26 protein-coding genes, 1 tRNA gene and 1 pseudogene are annotated in these 16,533 nt (G+C 68.5%); 9 read left to right on the top strand and 19 right to left on the bottom strand.

Going from position 1 to position 16,533, the window contains the following annotated elements; translation table 11 throughout:
- The first annotated feature begins 245 nt into the window (after positions 1-245).
- The 4 genes and pseudogenes from ASF49_RS14630 (at position 246) to ASF49_RS14620 (ending at position 2,882) form a co-directional block, all read left to right on the top strand.
- Complete coding sequence (locus ASF49_RS14630) at positions 246-716, top strand: HAD domain-containing protein (RefSeq protein WP_056474018.1); 471 nt, start codon at positions 246-248, stop codon at positions 714-716.
- Positions 717-976: 260 nt separating this feature from the next.
- On the top strand, positions 977-1,714 hold the full coding sequence (locus ASF49_RS14625) for a hypothetical protein (RefSeq protein WP_056474014.1): 738 nt from the start codon (positions 977-979) through the stop codon (positions 1,712-1,714).
- 159 nt (positions 1,715-1,873) lie between these two features.
- Positions 1,874-2,013, top strand: a pseudogene (locus ASF49_RS24860) (IS630 family transposase); the annotation flags it as partial.
- Positions 2,014-2,806: 793 nt separating this feature from the next.
- Positions 2,807-2,882: transfer RNA gene (locus ASF49_RS14620), tRNA-Ile, on the top strand.
- Between the two features lie 249 nt (positions 2,883-3,131).
- On the opposite strand, the gene ASF49_RS23750 is transcribed toward ASF49_RS14620, so the two are convergent.
- The 3 genes from ASF49_RS23750 to ASF49_RS14610 form a co-directional block, all read right to left on the bottom strand.
- Positions 3,132-3,296, bottom strand: a complete 165-nt coding sequence (locus tag ASF49_RS23750; RefSeq protein WP_156653022.1) for a hypothetical protein — start codon at positions 3,294-3,296, stop codon at positions 3,132-3,134.
- 59 nt (positions 3,297-3,355) lie between these two features.
- Positions 3,356-4,534: a DNA-methyltransferase gene (locus ASF49_RS14615; protein ID WP_056474011.1), complete on the bottom strand. Its 1,179-nt coding sequence runs from the start codon at positions 4,532-4,534 to the stop codon at positions 3,356-3,358.
- An 84-nt stretch (positions 4,535-4,618) separates the two neighbouring features.
- Positions 4,619-5,323 (bottom strand): hypothetical protein, encoded by a 705-nt coding sequence (locus ASF49_RS14610; protein ID WP_200930056.1) that lies wholly within the window; start codon positions 5,321-5,323, stop codon positions 4,619-4,621.
- 349 nt (positions 5,324-5,672) lie between these two features.
- Between ASF49_RS14610 and ASF49_RS14605 the strand changes: the two genes are divergently transcribed.
- On the top strand, positions 5,673-6,530 hold the full coding sequence (locus ASF49_RS14605; protein ID WP_056474008.1) for an ArdC family protein: 858 nt from the start codon (positions 5,673-5,675) through the stop codon (positions 6,528-6,530).
- Positions 6,531-6,560: 30 nt separating this feature from the next.
- Here the strand turns inward: ASF49_RS14605 and ASF49_RS14600 are convergent, their stop codons facing one another.
- The 3 genes from ASF49_RS14600 to ASF49_RS14590 form a co-directional block, all read right to left on the bottom strand.
- Positions 6,561-6,860 (bottom strand): hypothetical protein, encoded by a 300-nt coding sequence (locus ASF49_RS14600; RefSeq protein WP_056474005.1) that lies wholly within the window; start codon positions 6,858-6,860, stop codon positions 6,561-6,563.
- Positions 6,857-7,081, bottom strand: a complete 225-nt coding sequence (locus tag ASF49_RS14595) for a hypothetical protein (RefSeq protein WP_056474003.1) — start codon at positions 7,079-7,081, stop codon at positions 6,857-6,859. Before ASF49_RS14595 ends, ASF49_RS14600 begins: the two co-directional genes overlap by 4 nt.
- A 63-nt stretch (positions 7,082-7,144) precedes the next feature.
- Complete coding sequence (locus ASF49_RS14590; protein WP_056474000.1) at positions 7,145-7,648, bottom strand: Thoeris anti-defense Tad2 family protein; 504 nt, start codon at positions 7,646-7,648, stop codon at positions 7,145-7,147.
- A gap of 402 nt (positions 7,649-8,050) precedes the next feature.
- Between ASF49_RS14590 and ASF49_RS14585 the strand changes: the two genes are divergently transcribed.
- Both ASF49_RS14585 and ASF49_RS14580 read left to right on the top strand, forming a co-directional pair.
- Positions 8,051-8,446 carry a hypothetical protein gene (locus ASF49_RS14585; protein ID WP_056473997.1) on the top strand — a complete coding sequence of 132 codons (396 nt, stop codon included), beginning with the start codon at positions 8,051-8,053 and terminating at the stop codon, positions 8,444-8,446.
- 181 nt (positions 8,447-8,627) lie between these two features.
- A complete protein-coding gene (locus tag ASF49_RS14580) occupies positions 8,628-9,290 on the top strand; it encodes a hypothetical protein (protein ID WP_156653021.1) in 663 nt (220 codons plus the stop codon).
- Positions 9,291-9,703: 413 nt separating this feature from the next.
- Here the strand turns inward: ASF49_RS14580 and ASF49_RS23745 are convergent, their stop codons facing one another.
- The 3 genes from ASF49_RS23745 to ASF49_RS23735 form a co-directional block, all read right to left on the bottom strand.
- The gene (locus tag ASF49_RS23745) at positions 9,704-9,856 is read right to left on the bottom strand and encodes a hypothetical protein (RefSeq protein ID WP_156653020.1); all 153 of its coding nucleotides are present in this window, start codon (positions 9,854-9,856) and stop codon (positions 9,704-9,706) included.
- Between the two features lie 3 nt (positions 9,857-9,859).
- Positions 9,860-10,264, bottom strand: a complete 405-nt coding sequence (locus ASF49_RS23740) for a hypothetical protein (protein ID WP_056473987.1) — start codon at positions 10,262-10,264, stop codon at positions 9,860-9,862.
- 105 nt (positions 10,265-10,369) lie between these two features.
- The gene (locus tag ASF49_RS23735; protein WP_056473983.1) at positions 10,370-10,558 is read right to left on the bottom strand and encodes a hypothetical protein; all 189 of its coding nucleotides are present in this window, start codon (positions 10,556-10,558) and stop codon (positions 10,370-10,372) included.
- A gap of 115 nt (positions 10,559-10,673) precedes the next feature.
- Here ASF49_RS23735 and ASF49_RS23730 point away from each other — a divergent pair, with 115 nt between their 5' ends.
- Positions 10,674-10,901, top strand: a complete 228-nt coding sequence (locus ASF49_RS23730; protein WP_056474431.1) for a hypothetical protein — start codon at positions 10,674-10,676, stop codon at positions 10,899-10,901.
- A gap of 136 nt (positions 10,902-11,037) precedes the next feature.
- Here the strand turns inward: ASF49_RS23730 and ASF49_RS14555 are convergent, their stop codons facing one another.
- The 6 genes from ASF49_RS14555 to ASF49_RS14530 form a co-directional block, all read right to left on the bottom strand.
- Complete coding sequence (locus ASF49_RS14555) at positions 11,038-11,550, bottom strand: hypothetical protein (protein ID WP_056473980.1); 513 nt, start codon at positions 11,548-11,550, stop codon at positions 11,038-11,040.
- Entirely contained in the window at positions 11,540-11,899 is a 360-nt protein-coding gene (locus ASF49_RS14550; RefSeq protein WP_056473977.1) for a hypothetical protein, read from the bottom strand. Before ASF49_RS14550 ends, ASF49_RS14555 begins: the two co-directional genes overlap by 11 nt.
- A 111-nt stretch (positions 11,900-12,010) precedes the next feature.
- Positions 12,011-12,343, bottom strand: coding sequence for a hypothetical protein (locus ASF49_RS14545; RefSeq protein ID WP_056473975.1), 333 nt, complete (start codon positions 12,341-12,343; stop codon positions 12,011-12,013).
- A 165-nt stretch (positions 12,344-12,508) separates the two neighbouring features.
- Positions 12,509-12,826: a hypothetical protein gene (locus tag ASF49_RS14540; protein ID WP_056473973.1), complete on the bottom strand. Its 318-nt coding sequence runs from the start codon at positions 12,824-12,826 to the stop codon at positions 12,509-12,511.
- 27 nt (positions 12,827-12,853) lie between these two features.
- Positions 12,854-13,234, bottom strand: coding sequence for a hypothetical protein (locus tag ASF49_RS14535; RefSeq protein WP_200930055.1), 381 nt, complete (start codon positions 13,232-13,234; stop codon positions 12,854-12,856).
- Positions 13,235-13,283: 49 nt separating this feature from the next.
- On the bottom strand, positions 13,284-13,643 hold the full coding sequence (locus tag ASF49_RS14530) for a hypothetical protein (protein WP_156653019.1): 360 nt from the start codon (positions 13,641-13,643) through the stop codon (positions 13,284-13,286).
- 575 nt (positions 13,644-14,218) lie between these two features.
- On the opposite strand from ASF49_RS14530, the gene ASF49_RS14525 reads away from it, so the two are divergent.
- Entirely contained in the window at positions 14,219-14,410 is a 192-nt protein-coding gene (locus ASF49_RS14525) for a hypothetical protein (RefSeq protein WP_156653018.1), read from the top strand.
- 29 nt (positions 14,411-14,439) lie between these two features.
- On the opposite strand, the gene ASF49_RS14520 is transcribed toward ASF49_RS14525, so the two are convergent.
- From ASF49_RS14520 to ASF49_RS14505, 4 genes are all read right to left on the bottom strand, one after another.
- Complete coding sequence (locus ASF49_RS14520) at positions 14,440-15,345, bottom strand: phage regulatory protein/antirepressor Ant (protein ID WP_056473965.1); 906 nt, start codon at positions 15,343-15,345, stop codon at positions 14,440-14,442.
- 118 nt (positions 15,346-15,463) lie between these two features.
- The gene (locus ASF49_RS14515; protein ID WP_056473963.1) at positions 15,464-15,736 is read right to left on the bottom strand and encodes a hypothetical protein; all 273 of its coding nucleotides are present in this window, start codon (positions 15,734-15,736) and stop codon (positions 15,464-15,466) included.
- On the bottom strand, positions 15,723-16,259 hold the full coding sequence (locus ASF49_RS14510) for a hypothetical protein (RefSeq protein WP_056473961.1): 537 nt from the start codon (positions 16,257-16,259) through the stop codon (positions 15,723-15,725). Before ASF49_RS14510 ends, ASF49_RS14515 begins: the two co-directional genes overlap by 14 nt.
- A gap of 3 nt (positions 16,260-16,262) precedes the next feature.
- On the bottom strand, positions 16,263-16,532 hold the full coding sequence (locus ASF49_RS14505; protein ID WP_056473959.1) for a hypothetical protein: 270 nt from the start codon (positions 16,530-16,532) through the stop codon (positions 16,263-16,265).
- Between the last annotated feature and the right edge of the window lies 1 nt (position 16,533).

The following is a 16,533-nucleotide window of genomic DNA, read 5'->3' as shown; positions in this document are numbered from 1 at the left end:
GGCCTGCGCCGGCCTGCCGGACGGGATCGCGCCGGTCGGTGCCGAAGGTCCCGGTCCTGATCTGACCAGACGGAACACCGAGGTCGGGAACGGCGGCGCTGATCAGAGGCCGACGCCGCAACGGCCGGGTCGTGCAGCAGTGGCGGGCCGACGCTGGACGCTCGCACCGGCGCGCTGTAGGCGTCCGCCCGGGCTGCAGGATTGCGGCGCGGGACGAGGTTGGCCACTTGGACGGGCTTGGCAGGATGGGACCGCCGACACTCTACCTCGACGTGGATGGCGTCGTGACGACGGTCGGCTATCAAAGGCAGGCCGGCAAGGACACGCTCAATCCAGCCCAGGTCGCCCTCGTCGCGGCCCTCGTGCGGGAGTTCGACGCCAGGGTGGTGGTCTCGTCGACCTGGCGCGTCGACGATTGCCGTCCGACGCTGGTCGAAGCCGGCCTGCCGGAGAATTGCTTTCACCCGGATTGGAGGACGGCCATCCTGCCGACGAGCCGGGATGCCGAGACGGGGGGGATGCTTCCCGCGGAGCAGGCTGGGCGGGGCGACGAGATCACCGAGCACGCGACGCGCAACCGCATCACCCACTACCTCGTCCTCGATGACGTCGAGGTCGGCCCCGCCCATGCGGGTCGCCACGTCCGGCCGCTCGCGGAGGCCGGGCTGCGCGAGGCGGATGTCGCTCTGGCCCGGAGCCGGCTGGCGAGGATGTAGGACCCGCGACAGGCGACGCGTCGGGCCGGCTCGTTTCGGCGTTGCGCCCGTTTACGCTCCCTTAGGGATTGAACTTTCGAGAGCCGCAGGTCATTCCATGACAGTGGAGTGACACTCGCGTCACGCTGCCCCCGACATCGACAGGGTCACCTCGACCTTCGACGGACATGCCCGTCCGGTTTCGCCTCGGCGCTGCGTCCATGTGGCGGCCGGGAGCGCGTCGTGCCGGGTTTACCCATCGGCAGGAAGGAGGGGCTGTGATGCTCGGATTCTGGACTCGGGAAAAGACGTCCGGTCGCTCGCTCACCGCCCTGGGCATCGTCGAACGGTCGGCGACGAACGCCTATGCCGCGCTCCTCGCCACGGGCTGGGCCGAGATCGGTTTCGGCTACCACGGTACCGTCCATGCGCATCCGGACCATCCGCATGTCGTCGTGCGGTTCGCCCGCAAGGCCGACGGGTTCGGCGATTATGCGGCCCTGCTGCGCAAGGGGTTCGCAGGTTCGGATGGACCGCACGCGCCGCGCATCCACGACATGCATGTCAGCCGCTGCGGCGCCCTGTTGACCGTCGGATCGCGGCTGAGCGATCCCGCTCGGGACACTTGGTGGCTGGCCTATGCCTATGCCGTCATCGCGGACCACCCGGGCGTCGCGATGGACCAAGGGGTCCGGGACCGGTTCAAGGCGGCGTGGCCGGGGCACGAGCCCAGGGTCGACCATCCGAGTTTCGACGGCATCCGCGAGGCGTTCCGGGCGGCGTGGCCCGACTACGAGGCCTATGTCGCGGCCTTACGGTCCGTGTCGCCGCAGGGGCTCGACCCGAACGTCGGCAATGTGCTGGTCGGTGTCGACGGAAGTCCCGTGGTCAACGATCCGCTCTGCGACGATGGCTTCGGCCTGTGGCGTTCGCCATTCGCCCGCGTGCTGACCCGCTTTGCGGACCGCCTGCGTCGGCAAGCGGGCGAGGCACGCGGCAGGGCGCCCGTTCCCGCCTGAGCGGACAGGAACGAAGGTCACCCCGGACCATCGCGGACGGACGGGCCAAATCGACGCCGGCCCGGTGAGCCTCCGGTGCCGCGGCGGCGCGGTTCGTTACAGCGAGACGGACCTTGTACCGAGCCTCGTTGACCAGGGAGTAGCGGGACGGAGCGGGCTGTGATCCGGTCCCTGGATTTGATGCCCGAGGCGGATGCGATGGCTGCTCCGGTGCCGCTTCGGTCGGCTTCTGATGCGCAAGCCTTGCGGCCAAGGGATCGCGCGATCCGGCCCAGGCCCGCCGCCTGTTGGCGCCGTCGACGGCAAGGCTCTCGGTGCCCGTCCGCGCCTGAACGCTGAGCAACGCGATCTCTCCGGACGAGAACCTCTGGCGGTTCAGGGGCGAGACCCGGCTCGGCAACCGGATCTTCCCATCCGATCCCGACATCCTCGACCCGTGCTGCGCGGCCTGGAACACGCTCGTCGCCCAGCCCTGGCGCATCATGTCCATCGGACTGCACCAAGGGGCGCATAGGTTTCGATCAATAAATCTTTTAATAAATACTAATCAAGGTAAGATAGGCGGGACTTATATATCTGTATTTATCAGGAATGATAAATAAATTTAATCTTCGCAGCGGCGCTAATAATCGAATGATTCGTGGAATTGAAACTGTAATGACTTATATGACTTCTTTGAGTGAAGAAAAATTCGGCTTACTGAATCGATGTGCTTGATAGAAAAGGCACAAACCGTCCTGTTTCGGCGCCGATCCGAGTCTTCCCGATAGCGTTCGAAAAATATTCTCTCAAGTGAATGCCCGGCGTCGTCTGTCGTACGAAAGGGCGGGGCATGCTTGCTCGCGACAAGTGGCGAATTTGCCTCGACGAACCATGGTTTCGGTGAGGCTGACATGTGGTCCGGCGATTGGCGCGGGCCGGACCGGATAGCGGTCCGGGACGGCTGGCGAAAGCCCTGATAGGCCCTCCCCTCCCCTTGCCGATGGCTGCTCTTCGCGGTACGCAACGCCAGGGTTTCCGTCGCCGTTTCTGTCACCCGCCGGGTGTCAGTCGTCGCTGGAATAGCCAGAGTACAAGTCGCCACAGCGACTTGGGCCTGTAGCTCAATGGTTAGAGCCGACCGCTCATAACGGTCTGGTTGCAGGTTCGAGTCCTGCCGGGCCCACCATCATTTTCCCTCTGTAGAGCCTCGGAAACCACCCCCGCGACGGGGCGTTCCCGGGGCTACCGGAACCGAAACCGGAACCGCAAACGTGTTCAGACCCCACTCGGAGGCTCTCCGGCGGGGTGGTCGGCGACGCGGCGAGACCGGTTCGATCCGGTCCGCAAAGGCGGCACAGGGCTATTGGAGCACGGCCCCCGTGGCCCGATCAGGGGCACGGTTGGCTCGGTCGCTCGACCTTCCGGTCCAGGACCCTTAGCGGGTGGAGGGCACCTTCTTGCCCTTCACCTTCGGGTCGATCTTCTTGACCATCGATTCGTCATAGGCGGGGATCGAGGCGCGCAGTTCCGCCTTGGAGGGCGGAGCCTCCCCGCCGACACGGGTCACGATGTCCATGCCCGCGGCGATCTTCTGCTGCATTGCTCTCTGCGATTTGTCGCCTCTTGCCATAACCGTATCTCCGTTCGAAAGGCCGAGGCCTACATCACGATGGCGTCGCTCTCGGGCACGACCAGTCCGGCCAGGCGCGGGATCGCCTTGCTGGCCAGTTGGATGTACCGCGCGTCCATCTCCACACCGATGCTCGGGTACCCCACTGCGCAGGCCGCGGCGAGGGTGGACCCCGAACCCGCGAACGGATCGAGGACGACCCCTTCCCCGAGGGGCAGGGACGCGCGCACGATCCGGCGCAGCACGGCCTGCGGCTTGAGGGACGGATGGGGCGCGATCCGACGCTCGCTCGCCGGGGTCGGGTGGGACCGGATCACGTCACCGAACGGCTTGTCGACGGACGGTCGACGAAAGCCTCCGGTCTTCCACTTGCGCAGGTTGTCCTGCACCCGTCCCTCCAGGGGCGAGCGGAGGACGACCCATGGCTCCCACATCGAACGCGGCATGACGCTCACGTCCTGGAATTCCTGGTGCGCGTTCTTCGGGCGGTCGCCCCCGCGCATCGTCATCACGAGACGGGCGATGTACCCGCGAAGCTCAAGCCCGGCATCGGACATGGCGCCGGCGACGATATGGGCGAGCAAGGGGTTCGCCGCCACGACGACGTTGGCGCCGGGGACGGTCACCCGGCGGAGGTGGTCACCGAGCTTGAAGAAGAACTCGTAGAGCTCCGACCGGTCGTCGGCATCGAGGACCGTGAACCGGGGGAGAGGCGCGCGTTGGTGCCCGTCGAACGACGGCGGGACGCGCCAGACGCCGCCGCCCTTGCCGGCGTGCAGCTTCTCCTGTTCCTTCACGGTGTACTCGACGAGACCGTACGGCGGGTCGGTCACCACGGCATGGATCGATTGGTCGGGCTGGCGCGCGAGCCAGTCGAAGCAGTCCGCGTGGTAGAGGCGCGTGAGGTTGTCGACGAAGACGGGGGCCGGCTCGGGGTTCTCGCTTTTGGAATCGCCCTTGGGCGCCGCCTTGGTCTTGGCCGGCGCGGACGGCTTGCCACCGACCAGCATGTACCGGCCGTGCCCCGTCCGGACGAAGGTCCTGCCCGTGTTCAGGCGCAGGTACGAACGGACCGAAGACTTGTTGACCGCACCGATGGAGCGCTCCACGGCGGAATGGATGTCGTCGGACTGGGCATCGGTCCCGATGCTCTTGAGGTAGCCGACGATGGCATCGCGGACTTTGCCGGGGGCGTGCATTGGTCTCATCTCCGTACGTCCGCAGCAAGACACCCACGACGTCCGGACGTCAAACGCTACTTTGTCGCTGAGCCCACTTTGCCGGGACGAGTGTTAAGAACCGCTCGTCCCCCTCCGCCGCTTCGGAGGGGGCGGGGTCGCCGGCATGGCCTTCTCCCGGACGGGTTTTGGGACGAGGTAGACCCAGCTTTGGCGGAGCTTCGCGATGCCATCCCCATGGAGCGTCGAGGTCCTGGTGCCGAGCGCGCCCCGCTCGTTGTGCCGGAAGTCGGTTTCCTCGACCTCGCCGAGGTAGACCTCGGTGAACCGCATTGGCTCCTGGTCGATGGCGGGGAGCTTTGGGTCGAACGAGACCTCGTAGACGAACACGCACATCCATTGATTGCGGCCGCCATGCGTGTCGACGGCGCCGCCCGCCTTGCGGGTGGACTTGATCTCGATGCCGTCGGTGCCTGACTTGGCGCTGTCGTTGGGGTAGCGCCCCCGCACCAGGAGGTCGGGGTGCCCGTTGAAGTGGCCGTTCTCCACGAGGGTGCGTGACTGGCGCGCAACCGAGGCCGTCAGCATGTCGGAGACGATGCCGCTCATGGCCGCCGGCCGGAGCATCTCGTCGAGCCGCTTGAGCCCCTTCGCGATCAGGATCCCGTTCACGTCGTGGAAGAAGTCGTACACGTCCTCCATCGCCGCGACGATGTTCCTGACCCTCAGGTCGTATGGGAGGTCGGCTGCCTTATTGAGCAGGGCGTCGTCTACGGTGGCTCGCTTGAGCGTCGAGGCCTTGGTCGCAGCCGTACTCACTGATTCGCTCTCCCGATTTTGCGGGACTGTATCGATCGCGCGGCGGGCAGGACAACGGCTACGTTAACCAGGATGGCCCGGTGGTACCTGAGGGACACACGTCACGGACGCCGGCGAGCCAGGGACGGCATGCCCGGGGACACGGACGCCCCTCGGAAACCGATCAGGCCAAGCTCTCCCAACGCGCCCGCACGGCCTCTCGATTGGGGGTTCATACGACGGTCCGTCGCTATTCCCCGCAACCCCTGGCGGGGTCGTCCACTCCGTTCCCGCCTTCGGTGCGGGTCGCTCCCGGCCGTCTCCAGGCCTCCCCACGAGGCCGCGATGGGCGGCACGACGGGAGAGCATCATGGCCCAGTTCGACGTTCACCAGGCCGTCACCGACACGATCATCGCGACCCTCGAAGCCGGCGAGGCAGGCGACTGGCAGTGCCCTTGGCACCGGAAGGGCGGCTCCCTCCCGACCAACGCGAGGACCGGCAACGCCTACCGCGGGGTCAACACCCTGATGCTCTGGTGCGCGGAGCAGGCCAACGGGTACGGCGACACGCGGTGGGCGACGTACAAGCAATGGCAGGAGCTCGGTGCCCAGGTCCGCAAGGGCGAGCGGTCCACCATCATCGTCTTCTTCAAGGAGCTCGCCATCGAGGGCGAGGAGGACCGGCGCCGCTTCGTCGCCCGCGCGAGCTACGGGTTCAATGCCGCGCAGGTGGAGGGCGCCCCCGCGGCCGCATCCATTCCGGCCCCCAGCGATTGGGCCACCCCCGAAACATTCGACCGGTTCGTCGAGGCCACCGGCGCCCGGATCACCCACGGCGGGGACGCGGCTTTCTACCAGCCCTCCGAGGACCGCATCGTCCTCCCGAAGCGGGACCGGTTCCCCACGGCGCAGGGCTACGCCAGCACCGCAGCCCACGAGCTCGTGCACTGGAGCGGGGCGAAGGGGCGCCTCGACCGGGACCTGACCGGGCGCTTCAAGACCTCCGCCTACGCCGCGGAGGAGCTCGTGGCCGAACTGGGCAGCGCCTTCCTCATGGCCGAGCATGGCCTGGAGGCGGAGCCGCACCCGACCCACGCGAGCTACCTGGCATCGTGGCTCAAGCTTCTCCGGAGCGACCCCAAGGCGATCTTCACCGCGGCGAGCGCGGCGTCCCGGGCGGCGGGGTACCTGACCTCACTCCGGCAGGAGTTGGCCGAGGCGGCCTAGCCCTCAGGGGCCCCGGGAGACCGGGGCCTCTTAGCCGAGGTAGGTGACGGATCCCGAGATCTCGATGGTATCGAAATCGGAATCATCACACAGACGATGCTCCCCCTGGGGGGTCAACGAGATCCGGAAATTCGGCGGCACGTTGCCCACGCCGAGACTGCGCGTGAACTCCCGCCACTCCTCCTCGGTCTCGAAACTCTCTCGGCCCAGCATCAGGGAGCCATCGGTCTGGATCGTCCGAAGGTCCGCCTGCGTCACCCTGCGCTCGATGGGGAAGGTGTGAAGCCGTGCCAGGGCCGCATCGGCGGCTGCCTTCATGCGGTCGGTCATGCCTGCCTCCTAGCGACCGCCACCTTGTAGATCTCTACCTCGCCCAGGAACTCGAACCCCCAAGGCTTGAGCAGGCCCGCCTTGCGCTTCCCACGCAGGCGACGCCGGCGACGGCGGCTCATCTTGGGGTCCGGCTCATGGAACGGGAGGAACATGAGTTGCCCCCAACCGATGCTATATTTCTCCGAGGCCAGGGGGGCCTCGATTTCATTCTCGTTCACGTCGGCATCTCCGGTTGCGTTCCTGGAGATCCTCCACCCCGGGGAGCGACCGTCACCAGCCCCCTACGGCACGAGCTCGTAGTCCTGAGCCAGGAGGTCCTCGCTGTCCCCGACCCAGCGTGCGTCATCGAGGCGGGGCTCCACGAGGTAGATGCCGTCGCCCTGGTCGTCGGGACGGCGCACGAGGTACCGGTACGCCCGGCGCCACGCGGCCCGGCGGACGCGCTCGCCCTGGCGCAGCCACGTGAGCGCCTGACCGAAGTCGCGTCCGCTCTCGGGGATGGGGCGTATGGTGACGAGGGGGCCGTCCCCGAGGTCGATTAGGCCCACGCTTCTGTCCGCTTTCACGGACAGCCAGTGGTTCTGCCCCTCATCAAGCATCAGTCGGTGCCATGCCAGGAGGCGCTCGTTCGGCATCTCCAGGACGACGCGGCCGCCGACGGCGTTGGCCATCGCCGCCGCGCGGTAGAGCTCCTCCCACCCCGGCCGGGCAGCGTCGAGACGCGCGAGGCGGGCGCGGAGCCCCGGCATGATGGCGTCTGCGTCTCGGATCAGGGCTTCGGACATGAGCTCTCCTGGGGTTAGGAGGGCATCGTCCCCCTCCCGGAGCGACCGTCACAAGTCCCGGTGAACGCCTGTTCATCGGCGCGGCCCAACATCGGACCAAACGCGGCCCATCCGCGGCCCATCCGCGGTACGCAGTTGGACCATCCGCGGTCCACTCGCGGCCTATATGCGGCCCATTCGCGGCCCATGCCCCCGAGCGGCCTCTCGAATTGGGGTCGTCCGACAGCGGTCGCTACCACCCGCAACGGCCTTGCCGTCCTCCACTGCGTTGCGGCCTTGCCGTCCTCCACTGCGTTGCGGCCTTGCCGTCCTCCACTGCGTTGCGGCCTCCGGTGCGCGCCGCGTCCCCCGTCTCCCCAGGCCCCCATCGAGGCCGCACCGGGCGGCCAACGGGAGAGCACCATGAGCGCATTCATCGTCAGCAAGAGCCACATCGACAGCATCATCTCCGCAGGCCTCGCGTACGGGGTCGAGGGCCTCACGAAGCGGAGCGCGATGGACGAGGGGCGCCAACTCTGGGAGGCGAACATCTTGAGCGTGGGTGTCCGCTACCTCGGGGATCCCGAGGCGCTCGTCATCGCCGGCCGGATCGCCGACGTCTACGTGCCCCGCCAAGTGCCGGTGCCCAGCATCGCGGAGGCCGCCAAGCTCGTGGACTGCCTTGAGTACCAGTGCGTCGAGCACGACGGGTGGCCCACGTCCGACGCGGCTGCCTTCCTGAGCAAGGTGCGGGAGGCCCTGCTCCGGAATCTCGAAGGGTACGACGCGGCCGCATGGGGTGTCGCGGGGGCCGCATAGCCCCCTTGTGATGGTCGCTGACGGCCCGGACAATCCATAGCGGTCAGACACCAACGAGGCCGCTATGCTCACCAAACTCCTGCAATTCGCTGGGCTCACGCCCGCCCCCCAGCCGCCCGCGCGGCCCCTCTCCCGGCGGTCCGACAAGCCCGTCGGACCGCGTCCGACAAAGCCGGCGCCGGTGTCCGACGTCGTCCCCCTGACGCCGGCGGAACAGGCCGTCCGTGACGCCGTGAAAGCCGAGCAGCGGGCGGCCACCCTCGCGCGCCAGGCGGAGGAGGCGGACAAGCTTTTCGCCCGGTCGATTGGGGTAATCGTAAGGCATCACAACCCCGCGCGCGAAATGGAGACGAACGCCAAAACCCTTGCGGACGCCGAGCGATTCGTCGGTCCTGAGGTCCTGGAATTCCTGCGCGCGATGCGCCTGGCCGCGGTTCCCGTCCCGTTCCTGGGGCCGGACCTCCTCCTGCTGCCGCACCGGTGCGCAGCCTACAGGATCGAGTTCACGCGCCTCCGCGAGACCTCCGTTGAAGATTGGGATCGGGCATGGCTCGCGTCCCTGCGCGAGCGGTCGGACGCAACGAAAATCGGGGAGACCCCACCCCCTGAGCTCGACGTCCCCGGTCCGATCCAGGAGGCCATCGCCAAGGCCGCCGCAGAGAAAGCGGCCAGGTTGGCGAAGCGGATTGCAGGGGGCACGGGGACGACTGGGACGACCGGCGCAGGGGGGAATGCGGGGGCCACTGGGACGGCCGTCATCCCCCCAGGAACGACGGGCAGCAAGGACCCCAAGGACGCGACGGAGGAGGAGCCGGAGACCTACGTGCCCCCGGGTCCCAAGTAGCGGTGAAGACTTCAAACGGCCGTCCGACAGAGTTCGTCCGACATTCCAGGATCAGGAGCAGTAGAAATGAGTGTTAAGCCAGCCATGGCGGTCGGACACGGGTCCGCCGCCACCCCACCCCCTCCGGGCGTGGGACTGCCAGGGGCTACGCCCCGTGGACCCCAAGTGCCTGCGGCTATCGACCGTCGCAAGCTTGCCTCCAAGGTGGACGTCAGGTTGACCGGCCCTCTCCGCGGCGCCCTCACGGAGGCGGCCAAACAGGCCGGCGTCACGGACGGTGCCTACGTCCGCCGTCTCGTCGCGGATGCCCTCGGGCTCGATGCCGAGGCGGACCGGGGGTCGGGCCCGAGGCAGCGGATCCCCGATGCCGATTTGATGATTCTGTCAGGCCTGGTCAGGGAGGTCGGAGGCCTCTACGCCCCGGCCCGGTCCGGAAAGGCGGACGAGGTCATCGCCGGGTTGGACAGGGTTCGCGCGGCGCTCGTGCCCATGGTCGTCGGGCTCAATGCGAGGTCCGCGTGATCTCGGGCGCCATGCGGGGCCAGGGCGGCGACGCCCTCGCTCACCACCTACTCAAGCCGGAGAATGAGCAGGTCCTGGTCATCCCTGCCCGGGGCCTTGGCTCCCCGGATCTGGTCGGCCAGGTTCGCGAGCTCGTCGCCCTCAGCCTCGGCGGCCGGACGGACCGCCCCGTCTATCACGTGCACTGCGATCCAGACCTTGAGATCGCGGACAACGACGGGGCCAGGCAGCGGTTCTGGGCCCTGTTCGAGGCCGAGTTCGGGCTCGCCGGCCAGCCCGTATGCGGTGCTGTCCACGTCAAACACGGGCGCAGGCACGAGCACCGCGTCTACAGCCTCGTGCGCCCGGACGGCCGTGTCGTGGACGTCGGCTTCGACTTCGCCCGCCGGGAGCGCGTGGCCCGGACGGTTGAGTTCGAGTTCGGCATGCCGGTGCCCACGCCGTCGAAGCACTCGCGCGCCATCGTCAGGGCCCTGCGCGAGGGCGGCCGCGATGACGTCGCCGACTGGATGGAAGCCGCCGGCGCAACGACGGCGGAGCGCCCCGTGGCCCGCCTGTCACCGACCGAGCGCCTGATCCAGGAGCGCACCGGCGTCCCCCTCGACGACCTGCGGGCGGCCGCGCTGGAGGCATGGCGGGTGTCCGACGAAGGCGATTCGTTTCTGGCGGCGCTCCGTGAACGAGGCCTCGACCTTCGCGAGGGGCGGTCCGGTCCGGTCATCGTGGACGGCAGCGGCACTGCCCATCTCGCCACTCGTCTCGTCGGGGCGGCCGCACGCCGGGCAGACGGCACACGAATTCCCGCAGCGGCCGTCAAGGCACGCCTGGCGGGCCTCACCCTAGAGAAGCATGGAGATGGAAATGGACAGCAGGTTGGATCAGATCATTGCGGAGCAAGCCGCGCAGCGCAGGCTGCTGGAGGCCCTGATCACGGCCCTGGCGCCGGACGAGGTGCCGGCGGAGCGGTCCCTGTTGGACGCGTTGGCGGACCTGACGAATGCAGTGGACGAGACGGGGGGAGTAGTGTCGAGCATGCACTCGCACGTATCGCGGCTCGCCCAGGGGCCGCGCGTCTCAGAGCACGCATGAGAATGTTGGGGCCGGATCGAGCCGCGGCTGTGGCCGCCGGCGTCGATGCGGTACGGGCCGGTCGGTGGATCCCCGTCCCTGGCCAGTCAGTCGATATCTGGGGTCTCCCGATCACGGGAGATCGCCCTCGCTTAGGCTAGGGTTTCGTCGCGTCGAGCCAGTCCTCAAGGTCGACTTGCCTGGGATCGCAGGGCTGGCGCTGGGGTGCGGTCGGAGCGGGGGGCTCCGGCGGTGGTGGCGGCGGATCGAGTCTCGCGAGCTCCTCGACCGCGGCCTGGAGCTCCGCGATCCGGGTCCGGCATTCCATGACCAGCCAGTGCCGAGCCGCCCGGGGTGGCTCGGCATCGCCAGACCTCCACCGGCGGACCTGCCTGGGATTCTCGCCGAGGAGCAGCGCGGCGGAGGTCGTGCACCGGCTACCGAGCATCAACTCGGCGACCTTGAGGACCTCGCGAGCACCGAAGCGCAGGTCGGGTCCGACGGGCTCCAACAGGGGCCCTCCGTTGCCGCCAACTTCATGGCGGTCGCGCTTGGCATGCTGCCACTCGCGCTCGGGCTTGGTCTCGGCGGCGGGCTCCATCGCACGAGCGGCGACCCGTGCGGCGATCTCCGCGATGTGCTCCGCGGCGGAGCGAGGCCTATGCGCCATGACCGAGCGCCTTCGCGACGTGGCGCGCCCGGTTCTTGACGCGGAGGCCGAGGGGGCACGGAAAAAGGTGCGCTTCACCGTCAACGCGGTCGAGGTGGACCAGGCCCCGGACATGCAGGGCGCGGGCATGGGCGAGGACCTCGACCTTGGTCATGCCTTCCAGCTGGGCAATCGCCCAGACGGGGAACCCAAGCAGATCGGACGTCGCGAGGGAGAGCACCTTGCGCTGCGGGTACGACAGAGAGGCCCCGGTCGCTCGGCAGTGGAGCGGCCGCCTGGCGAACACCTTGGCCTCGGCCTCGGTGGGGACTCGGGCGCCGGTGGGGCCCAAGGTAGACGGGAAAAGCATTTGCGAGCTCCTGATCGGGCAGCGGGCGGGTGTGCCGGCCCCCGTCCCGACGCCCCATGTCGGAGGCGCCCGGAGAGGGGCCGGGGCGCTGGGCCCCGGCGGGTGGTGGGATCAGGCAGCGCGGCGTTCGAGGTCGATACGCAGGAGCTCCAGCGCGGCGCCGACCGGGTTGCGGCGCGCGTGGGCGACGGTCAGAGCCTGCGCCTCGGGCTCGGAGGGCTCGTCCGAGATCTCGCGGCAGGCGCCGTCGACGGAGGCGTAGACCAGGTCGACCGTGCCCTGGCGGGCGGCGACATCGAGGTTGAGCGAGCCGCCGCAGACGCCCAGCGCCTTTGCGTCCTCCGGGGCGAGGAGGATGTGGAAGTGCCGGCGCGTCTTGGCCATGCCCATCTTGCAGGCGGCCCTGGTCTCGGCAGTCTCGATGCGGGTGTTGAGGTCGATCATCGGAAATGTCCCATGGGGGGGTGCCGGTGCCCTGCCGGCGGATAGGGCTCCCTCATGGGGTGCGTGCGGTGAACCGGAGTATCCGGCCCCCGGCCAGTGTCCCCCTGAGAGGCGACTGGCGGGAGGTCGGGGTGTGTCAGGAAATCTGACACACCCGAGGACGGCTCAGGCTGCGATTCCGGCGAGCGCCTCGGCGTCCTCGCCGGTCACGTCCGCGGTGAGCTCGCCGACGACGCGGATGTCGAGTTCGCGCCTGTTGTGCGGGCCGGTCACGTCGCGGACCTCAAGGTCCGGGCACGCCCGCAGGCGCGCGAGGAGGTCCTGGCGCGAGGCATGGTAGCGCCCGCTGTGCTTGCGAGCGCTACCCTTGAGCGTGGATCCGCTCCAAGCCTCAGAGCCACCGAGAAGGGAATCTTGATAGCGGCCATTGGCCAGGCTCAACGCGATGGAACGGGCCGCGGGGGTGATGTGCGTGTACGACACGAGGGGCTCCTGAGACGGGGGGCAGTTCTAGTATTCGTCGTATTCGTCGAGTGTGCTGGGATCGACTGGTGGTTCGGCGAGACCGTGATGCTTGAGTTGCTCTGCGAGTTCGTAGGCCTCCCGCGACTGTCGCTGGAGCTCTACCGCCCTCATTTCCAGGAGCTCCGTCAGCTTCGGGACGACCCACTCGGGGACCCGGCGGAGGCCACCGGCCCAGCGCTGGATCAGACGCGGATCCATCGTCTCGCGTGGGCCCTCGGGGTGCAGTTGCCCGAGCAGGCGTGCCATCGGGCGCTGCCACTCGCGCCCCAGGATCAGGCGGCCGACTTGAGCGAGGACGGTCGTCGACGTCGGGGGCAAAGGCGGGCGACCAATGCGCTTCGCTGGGGGTTTGTCGGACGGGAGCATGTGAGCCTCGGAGGCTGGCCCCCCGGCGAACCCGGGGGGCTGGGGGGGCTTAGGCCGGGGTGTTTGCCCGGGCGTCCCTGACTATCCGGGTCACCTCGAACGCGGACGCGTTCCGGCAGACGATCCGGGTGCCGGGCCTGATCAGGTCTTGGTCATCGGGCCGCGTGGGCTGGGCGCCCACGCCCTCGGGCTCGCCGTCCTGGGGGTCGTATGCCCAGACGGTCCAGCCGCCGCGGATGACCAGGTGCCCGGTCGGGCCGTAGCCGTGCAGGTCGCCGGCAAGCACGGCCACGATGTCGTCGAGCCCGTGCTTGCTGAGGATCGCGGCTGTGCGCTCCATCTGATCCAGGGTCAGTCGGATCAGGGCGGTGGGCGTCGTGAGCGTGGTGGGAAGGGGGGAGGAAGCCATCGAGGAGGTGTCCATCGTTTGAGGGGGAGCGGCGTAACCGTCTCCTGGACCCAATATGCGGCCCGCCTTTGCGTATAGCAATAGGCGTACGTTAACCCTCGTGCGATTTTTAGCCTGCCACCGGCAGTTGTCCCTGGGCTCGATGTGGGAGGGGGATATGCTCCGTCGCTAGTCTCTATAGAATTGCCGTTTATCAGGATTATTCCTGATGGGAGGGTGGTACAGTGAGTGGATATCAGGGTGTCGACTATGCGCGGATTGGTCTAGTTTGGGCGGCCCGTGATGCTGTCGCGGACCAGGCAGAGGCTACGATGTCGTGGCAGCGCTACGCGGAGCGCTTGGAGCGCCAACTTGCAAAAGCCAAGGCATCTGAGAAAGCTACGGATGCGGGAAGGTTGGCGCAAATACAGATACTGAGCAGAGCGTTAAAGGCATGCGCGCCATCTGACCCAGCCCTCCGGATTACGGGCAGGACGTACGACGATGGCAGCGCCGAGCTTCAATACGAGACGGCGTTTCAAGCAGCGTACGACGATGTCGCCCAGCGCCATGGGCTTCCTCTGTGCAGAATGGCGATGACCGCAGATGAGCGCGCGGACGAGGCCGAGGCGGCGGTCCTGGCGGAGCCTATCAAGAAGACCCGGTTCCTGCGCCTGTTCCACCGGCGCTGGTGGTGGAGGAGCGACGAGTACCGTTCCGAGGCAGGGGCGATCCGTGCCCGCGAGGATGCCGCCCGGGATGCCCGGACGGCGGTGATGCGTAGCTGACCGGGGTTAGCTACGCTTTCGCTGCACGGTCAGGCCGCGTTCCCGAACAGGTCCTGTTCCGACGCCGCGCGCCGCTTCTCGGCCTCCGCCTTGGCCCAGGCCTTGGCCAGGTAGGTCAGGCCCCAGGGGGTCACGAGGGACTGGGACCGCGCGACGTCATTGACGATGACGACCCGAACCTCGAATAGGCCCATCTTGATGAAGGGCGCCTTGGGCACGAGGCTGCCGCCCTGGTTGAACAGGTAGGCCTTGCGGAGCCAGGCGACGAACCCGTTGGGCGGGGCGCCGAGGGCCCGGCCGGCGTTCTGGAGGTTGTAGAGCCCGCCCGCCTCGGCGAACTGGTGGTAGAACTCGACCGCCGGGCGGGTCTCGGCGATGACCGTCTCGGCAACGGCCGCACGCTGCTCCGTGACCACGAGGGCCTGCCGGGTCTGGGCGACCTCGGCCCTGGCGGCGAGGAGTTGCTCGGAATACCCGAGGAGGAGTCCCCTGAGGGCGGCGGGGTCGTTCAGGTCCAGCGCCGGGGCGGGAGCCTGCCGGGCCCGTAGCTCCGTCTCCATCGCGCGGAACGCGGTGGCGTAGGCCACCTTCCACCGGAGCGCCTTGCCGCCGGTGAACCCCATGACCACGAGGCTGAACGCGGCCTCGTTCATCCGGTAGCAGCGGTGGGTGCGGACGTGGCTCCGACCCTCCTCCCCATTTTTGGGGAGCACATCCAGGTCGTAGCTGGCGGGGGCGAACCGGGCGTACCCAAGGTCCTCGCCGGACGCGACCAGGGCGTCGATGCTGCGCAGGACGTGGTCGTGCCGCTTGCCGAACCGCAGCGAGATCTCGCGGCTGTCCGCCATGGGCTCGCCGTCGACGAGCATGACCACCGGCGTGGGCGTGGTGATGGTGGCGGGGAGCGTGGTAGAGTGGTTGTCAGCCTTGGACATCGGGACCATCCGTTGTCTGGGTCAGTCCCTCCGTTGAGGCGTTACAGCGCCTCCGGGGGGACGCCCCTCCGCGAGGGGCTGACAACGAATGATAGCGATTCGTTTTTCGCGTGCTCGATCAGGCCGGCCGGTCCGGGCCAGGGCGCAGCGGCACGACGTTTTCCGCATACGGCCGTCGCGCGGCCTCGGGCTCCGGCCAGGGTTTCCATGTGAGCGCGCGCAGGACGAGCAGGAACCCCAGCCAGAACACGGCCGCGCCCAGCCAGGCAAGGGCCTGCGCGGCGCCCGGGACGTCCGGCGCGGTGACGCCGGCAAGGACGGAGCACACTAGGGCGAGCCAGGTGCCATGCTCTGGCAGCCACTCGTGGAGCACGTAGTCACGCCGCGACACGGGCGTCCTCCTGGAGCACGGCGCGGACCCCGTAGAGGCGATCCAGCCGGTCGAGGGTCCGGCGGTACGCGTCGGTCAGGCCGTTAGCCGCATCGGGCTGCCGGCGATGGGCACGGCGGTCCCCCTTCGCCCGTGCCCTGACGACCACCATTATGACCGACCGCCACCGCATACCGAGAGGGGCGGCGATGGTGGGGGCATCGAGTCCCGACGCCCATGCGTCGAGGATGGCCTCCCGGCGGGCAGGGTCTGGCCTCCCGCCCGGACGTGGAGGGGCGGGCGGCGTCAGGGCTTGCGCAGGCCGTACCGGGGCGGGCGCGGGCGAGAGCCGCACGAGGCCGTGGACGGCGTAGCGATACCCGGCGCGGCGGTCCAACCTCGCCCGGGCGCCGTTCAGGATGACGCCGACGTACGGGCGGGTGATGCCGCATTCGCTGGCGATCTCGGCCATGGCCATGCCGGACGCCCAGCGGTCTAGCACCGCCTCACGGAGCGCCCGGGCCTCCTCCTTCGTACGGGCCATGGCTCAGAAAGGCTCCGCGTATTCTGCGACGTCGAGACCGAGGCCCTGGAGCTCGACGCCGAGGGAGGCGATCCGGCGGTAGAGCTCGTGCAGCAGCGCGCCCGAGAGGGCATCCTCGATGCCGGCATCGAGCTCGATCCCGAAGGCGAACCCCCGGTGAGCCCCGGGTTTGCCCTGGGTGAGCGAGCGGCCGCTCCAGGTCTCCACTTCGTGGATGTAGCCCTGACGCGTCGCGTTGAGCTTGGTGGCGAGTTCGAGGTACTCGGGCTTCACG

The sequence above is a fragment of the Methylobacterium sp. Leaf104 genome, assembly GCF_001422885.1.
Classification (GTDB): Bacteria; Pseudomonadota; Alphaproteobacteria; order Rhizobiales; family Beijerinckiaceae; genus Methylobacterium.
This window is presented reverse-complemented; position numbering and strand designations above follow the sequence as displayed.

What these genes read in the sequence shown, in the direction of transcription:
- ASF49_RS14630 (WP_056474018.1), top strand. Translation starts at nt 246, where the DNA reads ATGGGACCGCCGACACTCTACCTCGACGTGGATGGCGTCGTGACGACG.
- ASF49_RS14625 (WP_056474014.1), top strand. Translation starts at nt 977, where the DNA reads ATGCTCGGATTCTGGACTCGGGAAAAGACGTCCGGTCGCTCGCTCACC.
- ASF49_RS23750 (WP_156653022.1), bottom strand. Translation starts at nt 3,296, where the DNA reads ATGCAGCAGAAGATCGCCGCGGGCATGGACATCGTGACCCGTGTCGGC.
- ASF49_RS14615 (WP_056474011.1), bottom strand. Translation starts at nt 4,534, where the DNA reads ATGAGACCAATGCACGCCCCCGGCAAAGTCCGCGATGCCATCGTCGGC.
- ASF49_RS14605 (WP_056474008.1), top strand. Translation starts at nt 5,673, where the DNA reads ATGGCCCAGTTCGACGTTCACCAGGCCGTCACCGACACGATCATCGCG.
- ASF49_RS14600 (WP_056474005.1), bottom strand. Translation starts at nt 6,860, where the DNA reads ATGACCGACCGCATGAAGGCAGCCGCCGATGCGGCCCTGGCACGGCTT.
- ASF49_RS14590 (WP_056474000.1), bottom strand. Translation starts at nt 7,648, where the DNA reads ATGTCCGAAGCCCTGATCCGAGACGCAGACGCCATCATGCCGGGGCTC.
- ASF49_RS14585 (WP_056473997.1), top strand. Translation starts at nt 8,051, where the DNA reads ATGAGCGCATTCATCGTCAGCAAGAGCCACATCGACAGCATCATCTCC.
- ASF49_RS23735 (WP_056473983.1), bottom strand. Translation starts at nt 10,558, where the DNA reads ATGGGCAGTGCCGCTGCCGTCCACGATGACCGGACCGGACCGCCCCTC.
- ASF49_RS23730 (WP_056474431.1), top strand. Translation starts at nt 10,674, where the DNA reads ATGGACAGCAGGTTGGATCAGATCATTGCGGAGCAAGCCGCGCAGCGC.
- ASF49_RS14555 (WP_056473980.1), bottom strand. Translation starts at nt 11,550, where the DNA reads ATGGCGCATAGGCCTCGCTCCGCCGCGGAGCACATCGCGGAGATCGCC.
- ASF49_RS14550 (WP_056473977.1), bottom strand. Translation starts at nt 11,899, where the DNA reads ATGCTTTTCCCGTCTACCTTGGGCCCCACCGGCGCCCGAGTCCCCACC.
- ASF49_RS14545 (WP_056473975.1), bottom strand. Translation starts at nt 12,343, where the DNA reads ATGATCGACCTCAACACCCGCATCGAGACTGCCGAGACCAGGGCCGCC.
- ASF49_RS14535 (WP_200930055.1), bottom strand. Translation starts at nt 13,234, where the DNA reads ATGCTCCCGTCCGACAAACCCCCAGCGAAGCGCATTGGTCGCCCGCCT.
- ASF49_RS14530 (WP_156653019.1), bottom strand. Translation starts at nt 13,643, where the DNA reads ATGGCTTCCTCCCCCCTTCCCACCACGCTCACGACGCCCACCGCCCTG.
- ASF49_RS14525 (WP_156653018.1), top strand. Translation starts at nt 14,219, where the DNA reads ATGACCGCAGATGAGCGCGCGGACGAGGCCGAGGCGGCGGTCCTGGCG.
- ASF49_RS14520 (WP_056473965.1), bottom strand. Translation starts at nt 15,345, where the DNA reads ATGTCCAAGGCTGACAACCACTCTACCACGCTCCCCGCCACCATCACC.
- ASF49_RS14510 (WP_056473961.1), bottom strand. Translation starts at nt 16,259, where the DNA reads ATGGCCCGTACGAAGGAGGAGGCCCGGGCGCTCCGTGAGGCGGTGCTA.